Here is a 19271-nt window from a genome sequence, read left to right on the forward strand (position 1 = left end):
ACAGGTTTCCCGTCAAGGCACACTTTGTTTTTCGCCTTGACTAGAAAACCTTTGTTTTTATTGTTTGGTTATTAACCCCGCAAAAGAGAAAGTAATTATCTGTTTTTTTGCACTTTACTTTACAATTGGAGGAAATATTTGTTTTAAATTTTACTTTCATATTTATTTCACCATACAGCCTTTTCTAATTGACAGAAAAAGAAGATAAAAAAGGTAGTGAATGGCATTGCCATTCACCACCAATATGTCTTCATCAATACGATTTGACGAAGAGTCAATATATAAAAATACACATATCTTATTTTACTTTCCGATATGTCATTCCCGTGTCATCTTTTATTCCTGCATCTTTATCAACAGTAAACAAGAAGATATCTTCGGATGGTTCATAATGCTTATGCTTGTTTTTATCTTTGTCCCTATCCCATTCCATGCGGACACGCCATGATGTTCTTGTGTTATTGGGTACTTCTATTGTTGGATTGTAAAAGACAATATATGTTTTTCCATACATTGAATTGTATCCTGGAACCCCTTGTTCGTATCCTCTTATACATACATTTTCTTTTAAAAAGGTTTTATCTGTTAATTCCTTTTGATAAAAATCTGGAATTTCAGCTCCTTCTTTTCCTAAAAACAGCAAACCATATTTTGAACCCAAATATTTAGTCATCTTATCTAAATTTTCTGTTTTTTGAAAATCAATACTTACAATCATACGATTCGATTCAAAGAAAATTTTTCTAATAAATGTCTCTTTGGATGCACTATCAAATTGTCCATTTGAAAAAGTATCTAATGTCACTGTTTGATCAACTGGTTTATTGGCACAGGACTGAAAAATAACTAGCCCTAAGCAAATGCATACAAAGAAATAAAATTTTTTTATCATATTCATACCCTCTTGATATATTATTTAGCCATATTATTTCAAATACTACCCTCCTTTTTTTCTTTCTACTCCCTTATTAGAAATACATATACTAGCTTATTTTTTTATAGCCTTAATGAAAAATACTGGCGCAATATCGGTACGATATTGTTTTTCTTGTTCATCAAGTATTCTATCTAAATAATTCTCTTCAATTTTTGTGACTGTAAAGCCTATGTTTTCCAAACATGTTTTATCCCACTCTGGTCTTCTTTTATCACTTAAATACAAGGCATTCATCATATCAAAATCCTCTGGGTCTGTTGTCTTATCACCATAATTGTGTGCAATAAGATTATACTTTTCTTGTAACTCTTTTGCCTTTTCGTCAAAGCGTTTTTTGGCATCTTCATGAAAATGATGACTATACCAAGACCCATCAAAAATCAATAATTGTCCATTTGGTTTTAACAAACGATACCATTCACGGTAAGCCTTTTCAGGATTTGGTACTGTCCATACTAAATTTCGACAAATTAACACATCAAAACTAGCCTCTTGAAAATCAGTTTCTTGGCAATCTTGTTTGATAATAGTAGCATCAATACCTAGTTTTTTTAAATTTTCCTTGGCTACTTTTATCATTTCGTCTGACAAATCAATTCCTGTTACTTTTCTCGTATCGCTAGTTAAAATAGCAGGAAAAAATCCAGGTCCTGTTCCAATATCCAAAATATTTAAAGAAACAGTATTATCTATTTCATCAAAAATAAAGTGTTGCCACTTCTCTACTTTATTACTTTGTAAATCTGACCGAATGAGTTGACTATACCCCTGTGCATGCTTATTCCAAAATGATTGAATCATATCTTTTCCCTCCATACATTCTTTAACTGTTTTTATGGAAAGTGCTGTTTTCTATGTCATATATAATTTTTCAAACTCTGCCTCTAATGATTGATGCAACACATAACATTTATGAATAGCAATAAAATGCTTTTGAAAACATGAAATATAGTCAGCTAACTCTCCTTTTACAATTATTTTGTATGAATTTTCTTCAAAAGGCAAGCCATACATATTTAAAAATTGTTTTGCTTTCACCACATCATCTACTTCATACAATATCTATCTTAATCAAATACTACAATATTGACATAGTATAACTGCTTATTTTTCAAAATAAATCTCCAACACATAAAACCATCAAATTCATTACGATTTTAATTGATGTAATGTTATCATTTACCAAACAATATATTTCGTCACATCATTTGACAACACCCCTTTCTATCATTCAGCACACACAATAAATAACTATACTAACTACAAAAAATATTACTACTTATCAAATATTTACTCTTTTTCTCCCATAACTTATTCATTGACAAATAGCCTTATATGCAATCTTTTCTGCACTAAATTTTTAAAAATCACTTATCTACTATGCTTTTATTATATTCTATAACATTAGAAAGTCAATATAAAACCATTAGAAAACAAATGTGTAAAAATGAATAAACAATAAAAAAATTCTACTTTTAAATAAAAAATATTATCTTATGTTTATCATACAACACCATTCCCAATGGCAGAAAAAGAATGTGAAAAAGGTAGTGAATGGTTAATGCCATTCACTACCAACATACTCACTATTTCTCTCCACCAACACCATTTGAAAAGAAACTATAAAATACACTTTTTTCACTCATAGGCATATCTATTCGACAATTCAGGTTTGACATAGACCGTTATTTCACCCAGAAGCAAAAACCCTCGTAAGAAAATCTTACGAGAGTTTTTTTGTGGCTGTATAATTTTTAGGGTTGATGGCATAAGCCAGCAACCCTAATTTTATGTAGACAAAAAGGCAATTTTCTCTTAAATTAAAAGTACGACCAAATAATAAGGAGAAATTGCCTATGTCTAATATAACAGAAATCTTACTACAATTAAAGGATAAAAACATCACATTTGATCATGAAAACATATCAGAGTGTGACATTCGACATAAAAAATCATTGGTCTTATACGGTAAATTAACCTATACACCAGATTGTTGCCCAAATTGTCACGCAACCAATGGCATTGTAAAAAATGGGACACGTCAATCGCAACTGTCTTTATGCCAAATTTCAGGACTAAACGCCTATTTATCACTCACTAAACAACGTTTTTATTGTAAATCCTGTCAATCATCATTTACAGCGGAAACACCTATTGTGGATAAGCATTGTTTTATCACAAACCGTTTAAAACAAAAGATAATGGACACTTTAACAGAAACCATTTCAGAAACGTACATCGCTAAACAACACAATGTATCTGTACATACGGTCAGACGTATTGTTGATAAGGTCGCCTCTACTTTAAAAGTAAATCACAACACACAATTACCTCATCATCTGTGCTTTGATGAATTCAAGTCAGTAAAATCTTCTGATAGTGCCATGAGTTTTATCTATTGTGATGCACTGACTCATCAACTGATTGACGTTGTACACGACCGTAAATCCAGCACGCTATTAGACTACTTTGCTAGATACGATACCCAGACAAGAAAAGCTGTTAAAACAATTACGATTGATATGTTTCGCCCCTATATTCAGATATCCAAGCAAGTATTTCCTAACGCACATATCATTATCGACCCTTTTCATATTGTACAAGCATTAAATCGTGAGTTAACAAAACACAGAGTGCATGTAATGAAAGCTTTACATCAGAACAATCGCCGTTTATACAACAAAATGAAACGTTATTGGAAGTTGTTTTTAAGTAACACAGATACACTAAGTAGTTATCCTTATCACCGTTTTCCACTGTTTGATTGGATGACGCATACACAAGGGATAGTCGATTATTTATTGGAACAAGTCCCCGAACTAAGAGCCACATACGATGTCGTTCATCAATTAAGAGATGCTTTACATAATAGAGATTTTGACCGATTTGAAGAAATACTCATATGGGCTAAACAGGAAGCTATTTCTCCTGGTTTACGTAGAGTATTAAGAACTTTCAAAGGGTATTTACCCTATATTAAAAACACCTTTATCTACCATCATTTGACTAACGGTGCACTTGAAGGAATCAATCATAAAATTAAAGTACTTAAGAGAAATGCCTATGGTTATCGTAACTTTTCACATTTTAGAAATCGTATTTTATTAATCTGTAAGTTATATGTACCATATACCGTACCATCTACTTCACTAGTTGCTTAATAGTTTAAGTCAAAAGTGATGTACGAATAGCTCCTTCCCCGCACAACGTAGGGGAAGAGAAAAATGTATCGTGTACATTTCGGTGAGCCGTACATCACTTTGTGACTTAAAATAAAAAGATAGTGACGTAACATTTGTGACATCACTACTTTTTATGAGTCATCAACCCTATTTGACATAGAGCCTTTTTTGTACGATACGATTTAAGATGTTTGAATACGATTTATTCGGCTTCTTCTTCCAATCGTTTTCTTAATGCTGCAACCATTAAACCTAACCCAAGAGCAGTCGCTCCATAGAACATGGCATGTTGTCCTGTTTCACCTGTATGTGGCAATACTGGACTTGTCACTTTACCAGAAGGTTGTTCACTTGGTTTTGTCGGTGTCAATGGTTTATCAGATTTTGGTTGTTCTGGAGTAGGTATAACTGGTGGTATACCTGGTTTTCCTGTTTCTACTAATTTATAAATATATGTGACATCAATATTTCCTTGAATCACTTCACCTTTTTGTTTATCCTTGTCTTCATCTTTTACTTTCACAAGAATATACTGTTTACCGTCTTTTCCTGTAATCACTTCAGGAATTTCTTTCTCATCTTCATTTGTATTATATCCTGTACCAACTGGAGATTTAGGTGTATCTACTGTTGGATCTTGAATCACTTTACCTGACTCATCTACATAATGCACTTTAACCGTACCTGCTGGCACATATGGTACTGGTGTATCCACTGTTGAATCATCCGGATTTTTAATTTCAGGTGGTATATAACCTTTAGTTGGATTTTTTGGATCAACTGGTGTTAACGGCGTTTTTGGATCTTTTGGATTAACCGGCACATAGCCCTCTACATCTCGTAATGGTGGATTATCTTTTGGATTTTTTGGTGTAGCATCATATGGTACTGGGTCAATATCCTTACCTGTTGTTGGATTTGTCGGACTTAATGGATCATTTGGATCTGTTGGTTTTTTTGGATCTTTTGGAATATATGGGACATATTTACCTAGTTTTTCAGTAGGTGTTGTATTTTCTAATTTATACACATACGTTACCACTTTTTCCACATCTGATTCAACTGATCCTGCTGCCAAGTCTCCTTTAACTAAACGACCGTTTTCATCTACTTCTCCAACTTTATAATCTAAACCTTTAGAAACCAATACATACGTTTTACCATCCTTTTCGATTTTGTTTGGACGAAGTGTTGTAGTTGTTGTGTCGTAATGTTTACCAGGTTTTTCATTTCTTTCTGCATCTTTTGATGTTTTGATTTCAACGCCGTTTTCATCTACATATTTTACAATAACAGAACCTGCTTTTTCATACACATACGTTACCGTTGTTTCAGGTTTTTGAATGGTTCCTTTTTCAGGATCTGAACCCTCTTTTACTGGTTTTTCTATTGGATAGTAAACTGTGCCATCTTCTGCTGTTATTTTAGGTTCTTTTTTATCCGGTGTTTCATAATATGTTCCCATTGGAGATTCTGGTGTATCTTCAACAGGTTTTTTAATTTCTTTACCGCTTGTATCTTCGTATTTAACAGTCACTTTACCTTTTTTCACTTCTTCTGGTATGACTTCTTCATACACATAAATAACATGTGTTGTACCTTCTAGAACTGTTCCTGTTTCATCAGGTACAACGTGATCAGTATCAGATTTTTGAACAATCACTTTATTATTTACTACATTACCCTTTGATATTTCTTTATATTTATATGTTTTATCACCATTTCGAATAAACACTGGTTTTTCTAATGTGTCTTCATTCGTATTATAAGGTTCACCTACTTTAGCATTTGTTGTATCGTTATAAATAGAATGAATTACATCTCCGTTTGTATTGACATAGTGTACAACAACATGCCCTGTTTTGTCTTCTTTGAGTTTATACACATATGTTACTTCTGTTATACCTTCAACAACATTACCTTCTTCATGACCTTTTGTTAAACTTGGTACCAATTCATATATTTTACCATCTTTTTCGATTTCTTTTGGTTTTTCAACGTCATCTGTACCGGTATTGTATGGTGTGCCTACTGATGAGGATGGTGTATCTTCTCTATCTTCTTTTAATTCGTTTCCGTCCATATCCACATAGTGAACAATAACTTTACCTTTTACTTCACGGTACTCATAAGTCACATGTGTTGGTTCTTCTGTTACGGTTCCTGTTTCAGGAGAATTTCCTGGCTTACCTTCTTGTAATCTTACTAATTCATAGATTTTTTTGTCATCCGTGTAGATTCTTGTAGGTTTATAATCATCTGTATTATATTCTGTTCCTACAGGTTCGCTTGGAGTATCAATTACTTCTTTTGAAATAATTTTATCTGTACCTTCTTCAACATAATGAACAATTACTGAACCATTAGGTTTTACAACTTCTCTATAATAGTATGTAATATGTGTCGTTCCCTCCACCACGTTACCCACTGGGCTACCTTGTGTCATCGCTTCAACTAATTCATATTCTTTACTATCAAAAGTAATTTTAGTAGGTCTTTCTTGTTCTCCATCTTCTGTTGTTTGAGTAGCATCATATCCTGTTCCTACAGAAACTGGGTTTGTATCTACATAATCGCCTTTTATAGTTACACTATCATCCAATCGTTTATAGTGAACAACAACATCACCTTTAACTTCTTCATAAACATAAATAACTGTTTGTGTTCCTTCGATAACAGTTCCCTCTTCTGCAGCACTAGATGTTAAATGACCATTTTTATCTACTTGACCTACTGTGTATGGACCTGCTTTTTTAACTAGTTTATACGTTTTACCTTCTTTTGTAATAGTTTCAGGTCTTAAGTCAACTGTATTATATTTGCTCTCAATGGCACCTTTAACTGTATCATCAGCTTGTGGAGCAATTTCTTCCCCGTCAACTGTTTTGTATTGAACAACAACATTACCTGTAACTTCCTCGTAGACATATGTAATGGTTTGTGTATTTTCTGTAACGGTACCATCGATTGCATCACTAGATGTTAAATGACCATTTTTATCTACTTGACCAACTGGATAAGTGTCTGCTTTAACGACTAAACGATATGTTTTGCCTGCAGGTGTTGTAATTGTTTCTGGTCTTAATTCAGGTGTTAACGTATTATACGCTTCGTTAATTGGACGGTCTTTTGCCGCATCTCGTTGAGAAACAACAGCTCCGTCTTTTTCAAATGAAAGAGGTAATCCGTCAACAGTTTTGTAATTTACTACTACATTTCCTTTAATTGCCTCATAAACGTAAGTAACATAACGTGTTCCTTGTGCAACTGTTCCTTTTGGATTTACACCCGTTGCATCGGTTAAAGACACTAAATCATTTTCTGAACTATCTGCTACTAAGTTATTATCTGCACCTACAGTTCCAACAGTATAAGGTCCTTCTTTTTGTACTAAGCGATAAGTGATATTATCTTTTTCAATTAGTTCTGGTTTCAATGTACTATCAGTTGTATCATATTCTGATCCAACAGGTTCATTTGATTTTGCTACAACACTATCTTTATCTTTCAGTAAATTGCCATCTACGTCTACATAATTCACAATAACTGAACCTTTTCCTAAAACTTCATCTGCGTTTGGAGAACTTGCAGGAACACCTGATGCTGCTGCTGTAAAGTCATAATATAAATATTTTCCAGTTACACCACCTTGTACCTCAGATTCTTCATTAGTAGCAGAATCTACAAATTTGTAACTGAAAATATCTGTAGTGCCAGCAGGTGCTGGATTTGGGTCTGAAAAGTTTGTAACAATACGAGACGATTTACCAAGTGCTACGTCATCATCTAAATTCAATGCACCTAAAGTTAAATAACCTGGTTTACTATAGTCACCAAAGAAACTTAAATTAATAGTGCGTCCATTATCTGTAATACTATCAATAATATAATACATATTATCTGGTGTTACATATAATTTTCCATCATTTGAGTTAGCTTGTCTTTTACCATCTACAGAATACGGTGCCCATTTAACTGGAAGCTTTTCGTTGATACGCATTTTATCCGCTGGGAAAGTAAATGCACCTGGTTCACCCGGATTTTTTGTTGACGTAAAGCTCATTTTAAACCCTTGAGGAAATCCACTAACTTGTCCGTTGATAACAGCAAATCCTTCAGCCGTTAAATCTTTAAAGAATCCAATATTTTTAAGATTTTCGTCTGTTTTATTAGCACCTTGTGGACGATAATCCCAAATTGTAAGGTCAAATGAACGATAAGTTCTATCTGCACTACTATTTAACTCATGTTGTTTTGCTGTACCATTTTTTTCATCAAATGCTGGAATTGTAAATTCTTTTGCAAAAACTGGATTACCGTTTACAGATATTTTAAATGTTGATTGTCTATCATCTGTTGAAAAAATCACTTCTTTTGAAACACTAAATGACATTTCTGCTTTTACATTTAATAAGCCTTCAACATCATCTGTAAAAGTCACTTTATATTTTCTTCTAGAAGATAAGATATCGTTACTATGTGCCATGTTAAAACGTGTAGCGTCTGTAGCATTTGTTGCTTTCATAATGTCTGTTTCATAGCCCATTTTTTCAACAGTTGCAATAGTATATTGTTTTCCAGATGTATCTTTAATAATAAAAGCAGACGGCATTTCAATTGCATTATTTTCTGATTCTACAACAAAATAATCACCTTTATGTAATTTTTGATCACCAAAATCAAAGGCTACTTTTGATCTGTTGTAAGCAGTTGGTGGTTGACCAGTTGCTGATAAATTTGGTGTAACTGTAACTGTTGGTGTTACTTCTTTTCCTTCATATTTTGTTCCAGAATCACTAGCTGCCACTGCACTTGCTGTTGTTTCTGTTGCTACAACATTCATAATAGGCGCAGATAATAATAGCGTCCCTAAAAGAACAGAACCCACACCTGTTGTAAACTTACGTATAGAAAAACGATCTTTTTTTCTATTAAACATTTCTTTTATTTCCTCCTAAGTTTTATTTCCATACCTTATATTATATTTTTTATTTATACATTATCTTCCAATCCCTTTTACGTTAAGAAAATAGTTATCTATTCTTTTTTTAAAACTTAACCTGTTTACCTCTATTCATTTTTTCTTCTTTGTTTCATCTTCTTTATCAATAAACCTATTCTATTATTATCATTTTCCTAGACCTATGTCTCCAATATCTTCTTGAACATTGTCGACTACAAAAAGTTGTGCGTCTATCAAGTTCTCCCTCTTTTGTTATGACTACTTTCTCACATCTTCTACAAGTAAATGTTCTGCTTTTGTATAAATTAGATTCTGTTGTCTTTCTCTTAATACATCCCTTTTTATATGATAGTTGATAGCAGGCATATATTTTCTTTTTCATCGTCTGCCTTATTATCTTATTATCAAGTCCTCCTTCCATATTTCTTGACACATACACTGTCCTTTTACCTAGACATTTTCGGACAAATTATATCTATAAATTTCCGAAAATAAAGAAATTGTTTTCAAATATCATTTCAAAAAAACTGTATGATGTAGAGAGGAACTATCAAACATTTCCACCCTCCCCCTTTCTACCTATTATTATAAACATTTGTCCGCAAATGTCTAGGTTTTTAGGCAATCATTTTATATTTATTACCCACTTTTTTCTAAAAAAGAACTTATTTATAAGTAAAAAATCAACTTTTTACTCAAATACTAAAAAAACTTTTATTTAAAAAGACAAGCAAATATTGAAAATGAATAAAAATAAAGAAAATCTCTTCTAAAATTTAATAAATCAGGAAAAATACATGATTACACTAACCTAATAACCAAATAAAATATTGCTTATATTTTGTCCTAGTCAAAATTAATACGAGGTATCAAACAAAAAATACAATAATCAACTAAATATTCATTTCATATCTTCAATTGTAAAGTAAAGTGCAAAAAACGATAATCACTTTCTTTTTTGCGGGGTTAATAACCCAATAATAAAAACCAAGGTTTTCTAGTCAAGGCGAAAAACAAAGTGTGCCTTGACGGGAAACCTGTTTTTATTAAACGATGAACCTACCCGCAATAAAAATAACTCTGCAGGTGCACGATAACCTAATTTACGTCGTATTTTATGACTCAAGCAGGATTCTATTTTACGAATAGTTGACTTTTTAACGGTGTTGATAGATTTACCCTTAGGTAAAAACTCCCGTATCTGTCCATTATGATTTTCATTAGTACCACGCTCATAAGATGAATAAGGGTGTGCGTAGTAAATATTTAAATGTTTTGATTCTAATTCAGATAACGATGCGAATTCTGAACCATTATCAGATGTTATACTCTTGAAGGTTGATTTCCCATATTGTTTAAAAAATATTCTTTAATGTCCGTAAAACACATTGTGCTGTTTTACCATTCATTTTACATATAATTGTATAACGTGTTTGTCGTTCTACTAACGTTAATAATAGAACTTCATTTTTCGTTTTCTTAAATAAGACCAAATCAATTTCCCAATGTCCAAATTCTGTACGATTATTCGCTACGGCTGGTCGATTTTCGATAGAGGTTCCCATGTTTTTCTTGTATGTTTTGGTGGGCTCTTTTTTCGGTCGTTTTCTAATGCTTACCATTTTGGGTAAAGCAATTGGTTTGATAGGGATAATACCTTAATGGACAAACGTATAAACCGTTTTCGTACAAGGGACTTTTTCATTAGGGTGATTTAGGCGATACCAATGTACAAAGGTATCAATACTGTGTATTCTGTATGTTTCAGTGACTGCCTGTTGTAAGTCTTTGAAAAATTGCTGACTAAATTTTTCAGTTAAATCATGATGATATTTATTTTGTTGCTTAGCTTTATAAATATGATGGCTTGTTTCAGCGTAATATTTTAGTTCGTCACGTTGAATACCATTTCGATGAACCATTTGATTAACGCTTCCTCGTTTGATTTCTCTATAGATTGTGGATACATTTCTTCCGAGTCGTTCAGCGATATATCGTATTGACTTCTTTTCGTTTAATAACGTTTCAATTTTTGTATGTTCAACCAATGATAGCTGTGTATATTGTTTTTTTGTGTTATAATTTATTTCAGACATGATAATGACCTTTCTAATGTTGTAGTGGATTTTAGTAAGTTAATTATCTGTCTTTTTTTGTCTACTTTTATATATAAAGTTTATACAAAATCGTGTTGGTGGATTATTCCCACCCACACGATTTATTATAGAGCCCATAAAATTAGGGTTGCTGGCTTATGCCAGCAACCCTAAAAATTATACAGCCGAAAATAACAAATCATCCTAGTGCTTCTTGCACTAGGATGATTTGTTATGTCAGACTGTTGACAATAGCGATAAAAAATCCAACGTATTTCTCCAGTTTTGAAAAATACGTTGGATTTTGCATTTAAAAATGATAAATAAAGAACTATATTGTAAAAAATGGCTATCTCTCGTGAGTAGGATTGCCATTTTTTTCATGTTTTGGGCAGCACAAGATAACCAAGTGTACTGCTGCATCTTGGCTACTCCTCTATATTGTGCAAACCGATACCCATGATTTTGTTTAGAGTCTGCAAAGCTACGCTCAATCGTTTCTTTCCGTCGTTTATATAGTGCTTTCCCAAACGTAGATAATCGACGTTCACGACATCTATCGTATACATCAGCATCTATCGCTCGACGTAGTATCCGTTTATTACTGTTATCGCTTATACGATACTGCTTATATCCTTGTCTATCAATGTTTCTGTAGGTGTAAATTTCTCCCGTACGTGTATCCGTAAAACAATCTCTAGATGAATCATATCGAAAAAACTTATGGTCAGGATTGCGATGAAAACGTCTATACCCAATCACAGAAAATATCTTTTGCTCTTCTAAAAATTTTAAAATGTTTTTTATAATATCCGCTATCTAACGCGACACAATTCACATTAAAATGAAATGTTTCATTATATGTGTTAATCGTGACACATACGGTACACTATCATGCACGTTCCCCGGTGTAATAAAGCAGTCTACAATAAAATTGTGTTTACCATCGACACTACGATGGTCTAAGTACATAAATCCTTTTTCTTTATTATCCCGATGGTAATAGCCGCTTTCTTTATCAGTCGTACTTTCTTTTATGTTTTTAGAGATGATTTTATCTGTGTAGCTAAAAGGCTTTTTTCCAATAGCTTCTCGTTCGGCGTTGATTTCGTTTTCTAAATCTCGTTTACGTTCTTGAACCACTTCAATAACAGCGTTTCTAAATTTATTTTTATTGGCGTTTGCTTTAATGTGTGTGGAATCTGTGAATAAAGCTGTCCCACTAATTAAATGATGTGAGATAGCTTGGTGTACAATAGTATTAAATATATCTTCAAACACAGACGTCCCTTGAAAACGGCGAATATAATTTTGAGAGAAAGTAGAATAATGTGGGGTAGGTTTAGAGAAAGGGAGGTTTAAAAACCATCTAAACGCTACATCCGTTTCGACACGTTTAATGGTTTCTCGCATGGATTTAATGCCATAAATATCTTTTAAAAAGACCAATTTAAATAAAACAACAGGGTCTAAACTATTGCGACCATTCGTATGACTATAATAAGGAGAAGTAATTTCATAAATAAAGTTGAAATCAATTGATTTATCAATTTTACGTAGTAAATGGTCTTTTGGTACTAATTCGGACAATGTGTTTAATATGATTTCATCATTTGGGTGAGTTTCTTTATAAAACATCGATTTTTCCCTCCTTTTTCTTATCTCTATTATACCACTTTTAAGCGTTATTATCGTATCAGACGTTGTGGTACGAATGGCTTCGTTCTCGCACGTAGTAGAGAGCGAGCGATGTATCGTGTACATCGTGGTAAGCCGGACAACTTAACGTCTGATACGAAAAAAGACTGTCGACATTTTAATTTGTCAACAGTCTGAAATAACAAATCATCCTAGTGCTTCTTGCACTAGGATGATTTGTTATGTGTTTTATTTAGCATACTCCACTGAACGCAATTCGCGTATCACTGTTACTTTAATATGCCCTGGATATTCTAACTCAGATTCAATTTTCTCTTTAATATCACGTGCCAATAAAGCTGTTTGATCATCGTCCAATACATCAGGTTTAACCATGACACGTACTTCACGACCTGCTTGTATGGCAAAACTTTTATCAATACCTTCAAAACTATTTGAAATTTCTTCAAGTTTTTCTAAGCGTTTAATATAGTTTTCTAATGAATCACTTCTAGCACCTGGTCTTGCAGCAGATAACGCATCTGCAATGGCAACAATCACTGCAATGACTGAGGTAGCTTCAACATCACCATGATGGGAAGCAATGGCATTGACAACAATAGGATTTTCTTTATATTTTTGAGCAAATTCAGCACCAATTTCCACGTGTGATCCTTCTACTTCATGGTCTAAGGCTTTTCCTAAGTCATGTAGCAATCCTGCACGTTTTGCCAAATTAACGTTTTCTCCTAATTCTCCAGCAATGATACCAGATAAACGAGCCACTTCAATACTATGATTTAAGACATTTTGTCCATAACTTGTTCTGAAATATAAACGTCCCAATATTTTAATTAAATCAGGATGTAATGTATGCACACCTACATCAAAGACTGCTTTTTCCCCAATATCTCGAATGCGTTCATCCATTTCTTTTCTAGATTTTTCAACCATTTCTTCAATACGAGCCGGATGAATACGTCCATCTTTCATGAGTTTTTCTAATGTCATTTTAGCAATTTCACGACGTACTGGATCAAAACCACTTAATACAACAGCTTCTGGTGTATCATCTATAATAACATCAATCCCTGTTAACGTTTCTAATGTACGAATATTTCGTCCTTCACGCCCAATAATGCGACCTTTCATTTCTTCATTTGGTAAAGAAATAACTGATACAGTATTTTCAGAAACTAAATCTGATGCCGTACGTTGAATAGCTTGTAAAATAATATTTTTTGCTTGACGATCGGCTGTTTCTTCTGCTTGACGTTGTGACTCTTTTACCAAAACGGCACGTTCATGTTTTAATTCTTCTGTTAGTTTTGTTAAAATGATTTCTTTTGCTTCATCAGATGTTAAAGATGCAATATTTTCCAATTCTTGTTGTTGTTGTGCAATCAATGATTCTATTTTTAATTGCTCTTGTGACAATACTTCAGAACGTTGAGATAGTACCTTTTCCTTATCATCAATCGTTTGCTCACGACGAGATAAGTTCTCATCTTTTCTATCTAAATTTGTTTCACGCTGAACAAGTCTTTTTTCTTGTTCAATGACATCGTTTCGACGTTCTTTTAACTCTTGATCTATACTTGTACGATATTGTTGAATTTCTTCTTTTGCACCTAATAATAAAGCTTTTTTCTCAGATTCCGCATCTTTTAATGTCAAATCCGCATTCTTTTTAGCATCTTCTAATAAAAATTCGACTGTACCACGTGTACTTGCCAATTTTTTTTCATAAGATAATTTTCTAAAAATATATCCTGCCCCTATACCAAGGATAGCAGCTACTAAAATAACAATGATAGTAGAGGTTGCATCTCCTTGTGGGATTAAACCACTAGGTCCCATATCGACACCTCCTATCATATTTATTTTTTTATTTTTACTAAATAATACATAATGACATACGACAACTTAGCCGTACACCCTTACATTTTATAGATAATATAGTCCCTTGTCAAATATTATATGGTCATTTATCTACCCTTTTTTAAATGCTCCAATTCTTCAATTGTTAACTCTCGATATGCTCCAATTGGAAGTGTTTCATCTAATTGTAAACTTCCCATACTCAATCGTTTTAAAAAAACAACTTTATTATTCAATGCTTGAAACATACGTTTTACTTGATGAAATTTTCCTTCTTGAATCGTCACGAATACACAATACGAATCTTTTATCGTGAGCTTAGCAGGCAAACATTTATAGCCGTCTTCTAATATGATGCCTTCTTCAAAAGAAAGTACTAAATCTTCTTGAATTGGATATTTTAGATGTACTTCATATCGTTTATCAACATGCTTTTTAGGAGATAATAAATCATGTGCTAAAGCACCGTCATTTGTCAATAATAATAGACCTTGTGTATCCTTATCCAATCTACCAACAGGTGCTACTCGATGATACCTTTTATCCAACAAATCTAAAACTGTTTGATGTATCTTATCTTCTGTTGCACTTACCACACCTTGTGGTTTATTTAACATAATATAGTCGTATTCTGTATAGTGATATACTACCCCTTGGCACATAACTTCATCTTGTTTTCCATCTATTTTATCATCTGCTTTTTTAGCAATTTCTCCATTTACTTGGACTTGTTTCTTTTTGATTAACTCTCTAACATCTTTTCGTGAGCCAACACCCATGTCTACTAAAAATTTATCTAATCTAATCATCTTTTTCTACCTACTAACACAATAAAATCACACTGGTAACCCACTGTGATTTTATTGATTTATTTACTTCCTAATAAAAGTTTAAATGCAATTCTCAACGCTTGATCTGTCGATTGACAATGTTCTTTTTCAAGTTGAGGTAAGACTTTTTTAATTTCACGTTCCGAATATCCTAATCCTAATAACGCTTCTTTCGTTTCTGCTAAAATTGGTGATATTTCTAAAACAGGAATATGATTTTCCAAAACAGGTTTCGATATATCAGTAAACTTCCCTTTTAAATCTAACACTATTTGAGCTGCCGTCTTTTTCCCAACACCTGGAAACTTCGTCAAATAAGTAACATCATTCGTTTCAATAGCCTGTATCAATCCCTCACTATTATCACTCGCCAAAATGGACAACGCACTTTTTGGACCAATCCCCGATACGCTAATCAATTTCAAAAATAATTGTTTTTCTTCTAATGACTTAAATCCATATAACGTAATGGCATCTTCTCGAACAGCTTGATACACATACACCGTTATATCTTGTTTGAGCATTTCTTGCAAACCGAATGCATTCGGCATAAAAATCTGATAACCAACACCATGCACCTCTACAACTACATACGTTGGATAAATCGACACTAACTGTCCTTTTACATACTCAAACATTATTTCACCACTAATTTCGTTGTATCTGCATAGTTTAATATTTTTGTTGCACATTGCACCAATATACTTAAACGATTGTTCCGAACTTCTTCGTTTTCAACCAACACCATATTATCATTAAAGAAAGCTGTAATAGGTTGTGTCAACATTTTTAAACTATCATAAGAAACATGCTCTACTTGTTGCATCACTTGTGCCAGTACTTTTTCACTATCCGTTTCAAATAAATCTGATACGATGTTTATTTTTCCGAAGTTTTCTATATCATGCGATTTTTTAGCAAGGTTTAACACACGAGATACAGCCTCGATTGTTACTTTAAAATCAATTTCTTGCGTATGCTCTTGCAAATCTTTGGCATTATGGATAAGCAATGGAATATTTAATGTTTGACTCGCTAAAACAGATTCAATCACATCATAACGAATATCATAACTTTGTAATTTTTGTTGTAAACGTGCCAAAATAAATTGTCGTAATAACTCTACAACGTCACTATTTTCAACGTGGTATACTGTTTTTAAAATAGTTTCAAATAAAGAAACCATATCGATTTGCCAATTTTCTTTTTCAAAAATAGACACAATACCAATGGCTTGACGACGCAATGCGTACGGATCATTCGAACCACTTGGTATCATTCCTTTTAAGAAGAAACTAATCAATGTATCTAGTTTATCAGCAACAGCCAACAATGCTCCAGATATACTTTCTGGTAAAGCACCGTCACTTGATAAAGGCAAATAATGCTCTCTAATGGCTTGTGCCACTTCTATACTTTCACCTTTATCTAAAGCATATTTTTCACCCATAATTCCTTGTAATTCTGGGAATTCACCAACCATATTTGTCACTAAATCAAATTTATAAATTTCTCCTGCTCTTACAGCATGTGTCACATCAATTTGTAACAAGTTTGAAAGAACTGTTAAAATGGCTCTTGTATTTGACATTTTGTCATAGACAGATCCAATTTTCACATGGAAGTTAACATGTTTTAGTTTCTCAACTGCTTGTGCAATCTGAATTTTAGCATCTTCTTTTGTAAAGAATAGCGCATCTTCTAAACGTGCTACCAACACTTTTTCATTTCCTTTAACCACATTATCTAAATGTTGATCATTCCCATTTCTAACAGAAATAAAGAATGGTAATAATTGACCTTCTTTATTTTTAACATAGAAATAGCGTTGGTGCTCTTTCATTGTGGTGATAAGCACTTCATCAGGTACAACCAAATATTTTTTGTCAAATGTTCCAAAAAATGCAGTTGGATACTCCACAATGCTTGTTACTTCTTCAAGCAACTCTTCATCTAATTCCACAACCCAATCATTTTCTTGTGCTAACGCATCAATTTGTGACACAATCAATGATTTTCTATCTTCTTGATTAACTAACACATATTCTTTTTCTAACTGTGAAACATAGTCGCTTGGTGTCAAAACTGTCGTTTCTTGTCCTAAGAAGCGGTGGCCTCTTGTTGTTGTACCTGTTTCTACACCCAAAATATCAAATGGAATGATAGTATCTCCGTAAAGAGCGATTAACCAATGAATAGGACGAATATATTTCAACGTATGATTGCCCCATGTCATTGAAATCGGAAAAGTCATTTTTAAGATTACATCTTTTAAACCAGACAAAATAGATAATGTATCTTGTCCTTTAATTGATTTTTTAACATGAACATACTCAACACCTTTAATATCCTCAAAGAAAATATCATCTGTTGATAATCCTTGCCCGTTGACAAAACCAATAGCGGCTTTTGTCCATTGACCTTGTTCATCTAAAGCAATTTTTTTTGCCGGACCTTTGGCAACTTCTTCTATATCTTCTTGTTTTTCAACAACTTCTTTAACAATAACTGCCAAACGACGAGGTGTGGCATACGCAACCACTTCTTTGAATGCCAAACGATTTTCTGTTAAAAATTGTTCTACACGTTCTTTTAATTGTTCACTACTAGAACGTACATATTTAGCAGGTACTTCTTCTAGTCCAATTTCTAATAAGACATCTTTTGTCATTTATTTATCCTCCTCTAATAATTTTCGTGCTTCTTCACGACTTAACAACGGAAAACCTAAATCACGTCTTGCTTGTACAAAAGCTTTTGCGACTTCTCTAGCCATATTACGAATACGTGCCAAATATCCTGCTCTATCTGTTACAGAAATAATACCTCTTGCATCCATTAAGTTAAATGTATGACTACATTTTAAAATATAATCATAAGCTGGGTGAACTAAATTTTTCTCCATTTGCTTCAAAGCTTCTACTTCATATTTATCAAATAATTCTTTTAATAATGGAGCATCACTTGTTTCAAATGCGTATGTAGAATGTTCAAACTCTGGTTGAATAAAAATCTCACCATATTTTACTGTATCGGTCCATTGTAAATCATACACGCTTTCTACTTCTTGAATATAAGAAGCTAAACGCTCTAAACCGTATGTCAATTCTGCTGTAACAGGTTTACATTCTAAACCACCAACTTGTTGGAAATATGTAAACTGTGTCACTTCCATACCGTCTAACCAAACTTCCCAACCTAAACCAGCACATCCTAAAGACGGATTTTCCCAGTTATCTTCTACGAAGCGAATATCATGCTCTAAAGGATCAATCCCCAATGCTTTTAGACTATCCAAATATAATTCTTGAATATTATCTGGAGAAGGTTTCATAATGACTTGAAATTGATGATGCTGGAACAGTCGGTTTGGATTTTCACCATATCTTCCATCTGCTGGACGACGAGATGGCTCAACATACGCTGCATTCCAAGGCTCTGGTCCAATAGCTCTTAAAAACGTATAAGGGCTCATTGTTCCTGCCCCTTTTTCCGTATCGTACGCTTGCATCAATAAACAACCTTGTTTAGACCAATAATTTTGTAATGTTAAAATAATTTCTTGTAAGGTCAATCCTTTTTTCATATTTTATATCCTTTCCTATCTTCTCGTTCTTATAAAAGAATGGCATAATCATGCCACATTTTACCATATTTTTAATCAATTCACAACGATACAATACGATATACTAAGCTATTAAAATAATGTATATATAAACATTTTTATTGTTTTTTTACAAAAAA

Annotated in this window: 15 protein-coding genes; 1 reads left to right on the forward strand and 14 read right to left on the reverse strand. The window is 33.0% G+C overall.

Annotated features, from left to right (window positions below; genetic code table 11):
* Positions 1-298 precede the first annotated feature (298 nt).
* The 3 genes from H1220_05545 to H1220_05555 form a co-directional block, all read right to left on the reverse strand.
* On the reverse strand, positions 299-892 hold the full coding sequence (locus H1220_05545; GenBank protein ID QMI85193.1) for a hypothetical protein: 594 nt from the start codon (positions 890-892) through the stop codon (positions 299-301).
* 96 nt (positions 893-988) lie between these two features.
* On the reverse strand, positions 989-1738 hold the full coding sequence (locus tag H1220_05550; GenBank protein ID QMI85194.1) for a class I SAM-dependent methyltransferase: 750 nt from the start codon (positions 1736-1738) through the stop codon (positions 989-991).
* 51 nt (positions 1739-1789) lie between these two features.
* Positions 1790-1996 (reverse strand): hypothetical protein, encoded by a 207-nt coding sequence (locus H1220_05555; protein QMI85195.1) that lies wholly within the window; start codon positions 1994-1996, stop codon positions 1790-1792.
* A gap of 797 nt (positions 1997-2793) precedes the next feature.
* Here H1220_05555 and H1220_05560 point away from each other — a divergent pair.
* Positions 2794-4098 carry an ISL3 family transposase gene (locus H1220_05560; protein QMI85196.1) on the forward strand — a complete coding sequence of 435 codons (1305 nt, stop codon included), beginning with the start codon at positions 2794-2796 and terminating at the stop codon, positions 4096-4098.
* 223 nt (positions 4099-4321) lie between these two features.
* On the opposite strand, the gene H1220_05565 is transcribed toward H1220_05560, so the two are convergent.
* The 11 genes from H1220_05565 to glyQ all read right to left on the reverse strand — a co-directional run bounded on the left by H1220_05565 (position 4322) and on the right by glyQ (position 19113).
* A complete protein-coding gene (locus tag H1220_05565; GenBank protein QMI85197.1) occupies positions 4322-9058 on the reverse strand; it encodes a MucBP domain-containing protein in 4737 nt (1578 codons plus the stop codon).
* A gap of 1021 nt (positions 9059-10079) precedes the next feature.
* A complete protein-coding gene (locus H1220_05570) occupies positions 10080-10448 on the reverse strand; it encodes an IS30 family transposase (protein ID QMI86666.1) in 369 nt (122 codons plus the stop codon).
* On the reverse strand, positions 10438-10704 hold the full coding sequence (locus H1220_05575; protein ID QMI85198.1) for an IS30 family transposase: 267 nt from the start codon (positions 10702-10704) through the stop codon (positions 10438-10440). Before H1220_05575 ends, H1220_05570 begins: the two co-directional genes overlap by 11 nt.
* Positions 10705-10740: 36 nt before the next feature.
* Complete coding sequence (locus H1220_05580; protein ID QMI85199.1) at positions 10741-11178, reverse strand: helix-turn-helix domain-containing protein; 438 nt, start codon at positions 11176-11178, stop codon at positions 10741-10743.
* A 237-nt stretch (positions 11179-11415) separates the two neighbouring features.
* Entirely contained in the window at positions 11416-11940 is a 525-nt protein-coding gene (locus H1220_05585) for a transposase (protein QMI85200.1), read from the reverse strand.
* Positions 11941-12012: 72 nt separating this feature from the next.
* Entirely contained in the window at positions 12013-12816 is an 804-nt protein-coding gene (locus tag H1220_05590) for a transposase (protein QMI85201.1), read from the reverse strand.
* Positions 12817-13065: 249 nt separating this feature from the next.
* Positions 13066-14676, reverse strand: a complete 1611-nt coding sequence (gene rny, locus H1220_05595; protein ID QMI85202.1) for a ribonuclease Y — start codon at positions 14674-14676, stop codon at positions 13066-13068.
* A gap of 128 nt (positions 14677-14804) precedes the next feature.
* Positions 14805-15503, reverse strand: coding sequence for an rRNA pseudouridine synthase (locus H1220_05600; GenBank protein ID QMI86667.1), 699 nt, complete (start codon positions 15501-15503; stop codon positions 14805-14807).
* Between the two features lie 62 nt (positions 15504-15565).
* Positions 15566-16165: a Holliday junction branch migration protein RuvA gene (ruvA, locus tag H1220_05605; GenBank protein QMI85203.1), complete on the reverse strand. Its 600-nt coding sequence runs from the start codon at positions 16163-16165 to the stop codon at positions 15566-15568.
* Entirely contained in the window at positions 16165-18198 is a 2034-nt protein-coding gene (locus H1220_05610; GenBank protein ID QMI85204.1) for a glycine--tRNA ligase subunit beta, read from the reverse strand. The genes ruvA and H1220_05610 overlap by 1 nt, the downstream gene beginning before the upstream one ends.
* On the reverse strand, positions 18199-19113 hold the full coding sequence (glyQ, locus tag H1220_05615; GenBank protein QMI85205.1) for a glycine--tRNA ligase subunit alpha: 915 nt from the start codon (positions 19111-19113) through the stop codon (positions 18199-18201).
* Between the last annotated feature and the right edge of the window lie 158 nt (positions 19114-19271).

It is taken from the genome of Carnobacteriaceae bacterium zg-84, from assembly GCA_013874835.1.
GTDB lineage: Bacteria > Bacillota > Bacilli > Lactobacillales > Aerococcaceae > WM01.

Bases quoted from the DNA above. Each gene is read 5' to 3' on its own strand.
- H1220_05545 (QMI85193.1), bottom strand. From the start codon at position 892: ATGATAAAAAAATTTTATTTCTTTGTATGCATTTGCTTAGGGCTAGTT.
- H1220_05550 (QMI85194.1), bottom strand. From the start codon at position 1,738: ATGATTCAATCATTTTGGAATAAGCATGCACAGGGGTATAGTCAACTC.
- H1220_05560 (QMI85196.1), top strand. From the start codon at position 2,794: ATGTCTAATATAACAGAAATCTTACTACAATTAAAGGATAAAAACATC.
- H1220_05565 (QMI85197.1), bottom strand. From the start codon at position 9,058: ATGTTTAATAGAAAAAAAGATCGTTTTTCTATACGTAAGTTTACAACA.
- H1220_05575 (QMI85198.1), bottom strand. From the start codon at position 10,704: ATGGTAAGCATTAGAAAACGACCGAAAAAAGAGCCCACCAAAACATAC.
- H1220_05580 (QMI85199.1), bottom strand. From the start codon at position 11,178: ATGTCTGAAATAAATTATAACACAAAAAAACAATATACACAGCTATCA.
- H1220_05590 (QMI85201.1), bottom strand. From the start codon at position 12,816: ATGTTTTATAAAGAAACTCACCCAAATGATGAAATCATATTAAACACA.
- rny (QMI85202.1), bottom strand. From the start codon at position 14,676: ATGGGACCTAGTGGTTTAATCCCACAAGGAGATGCAACCTCTACTATC.
- ruvA (QMI85203.1), bottom strand. From the start codon at position 16,165: ATGTTTGAGTATGTAAAAGGACAGTTAGTGTCGATTTATCCAACGTAT.
- H1220_05610 (QMI85204.1), bottom strand. From the start codon at position 18,198: ATGACAAAAGATGTCTTATTAGAAATTGGACTAGAAGAAGTACCTGCT.
- glyQ (QMI85205.1), bottom strand. From the start codon at position 19,113: ATGAAAAAAGGATTGACCTTACAAGAAATTATTTTAACATTACAAAAT.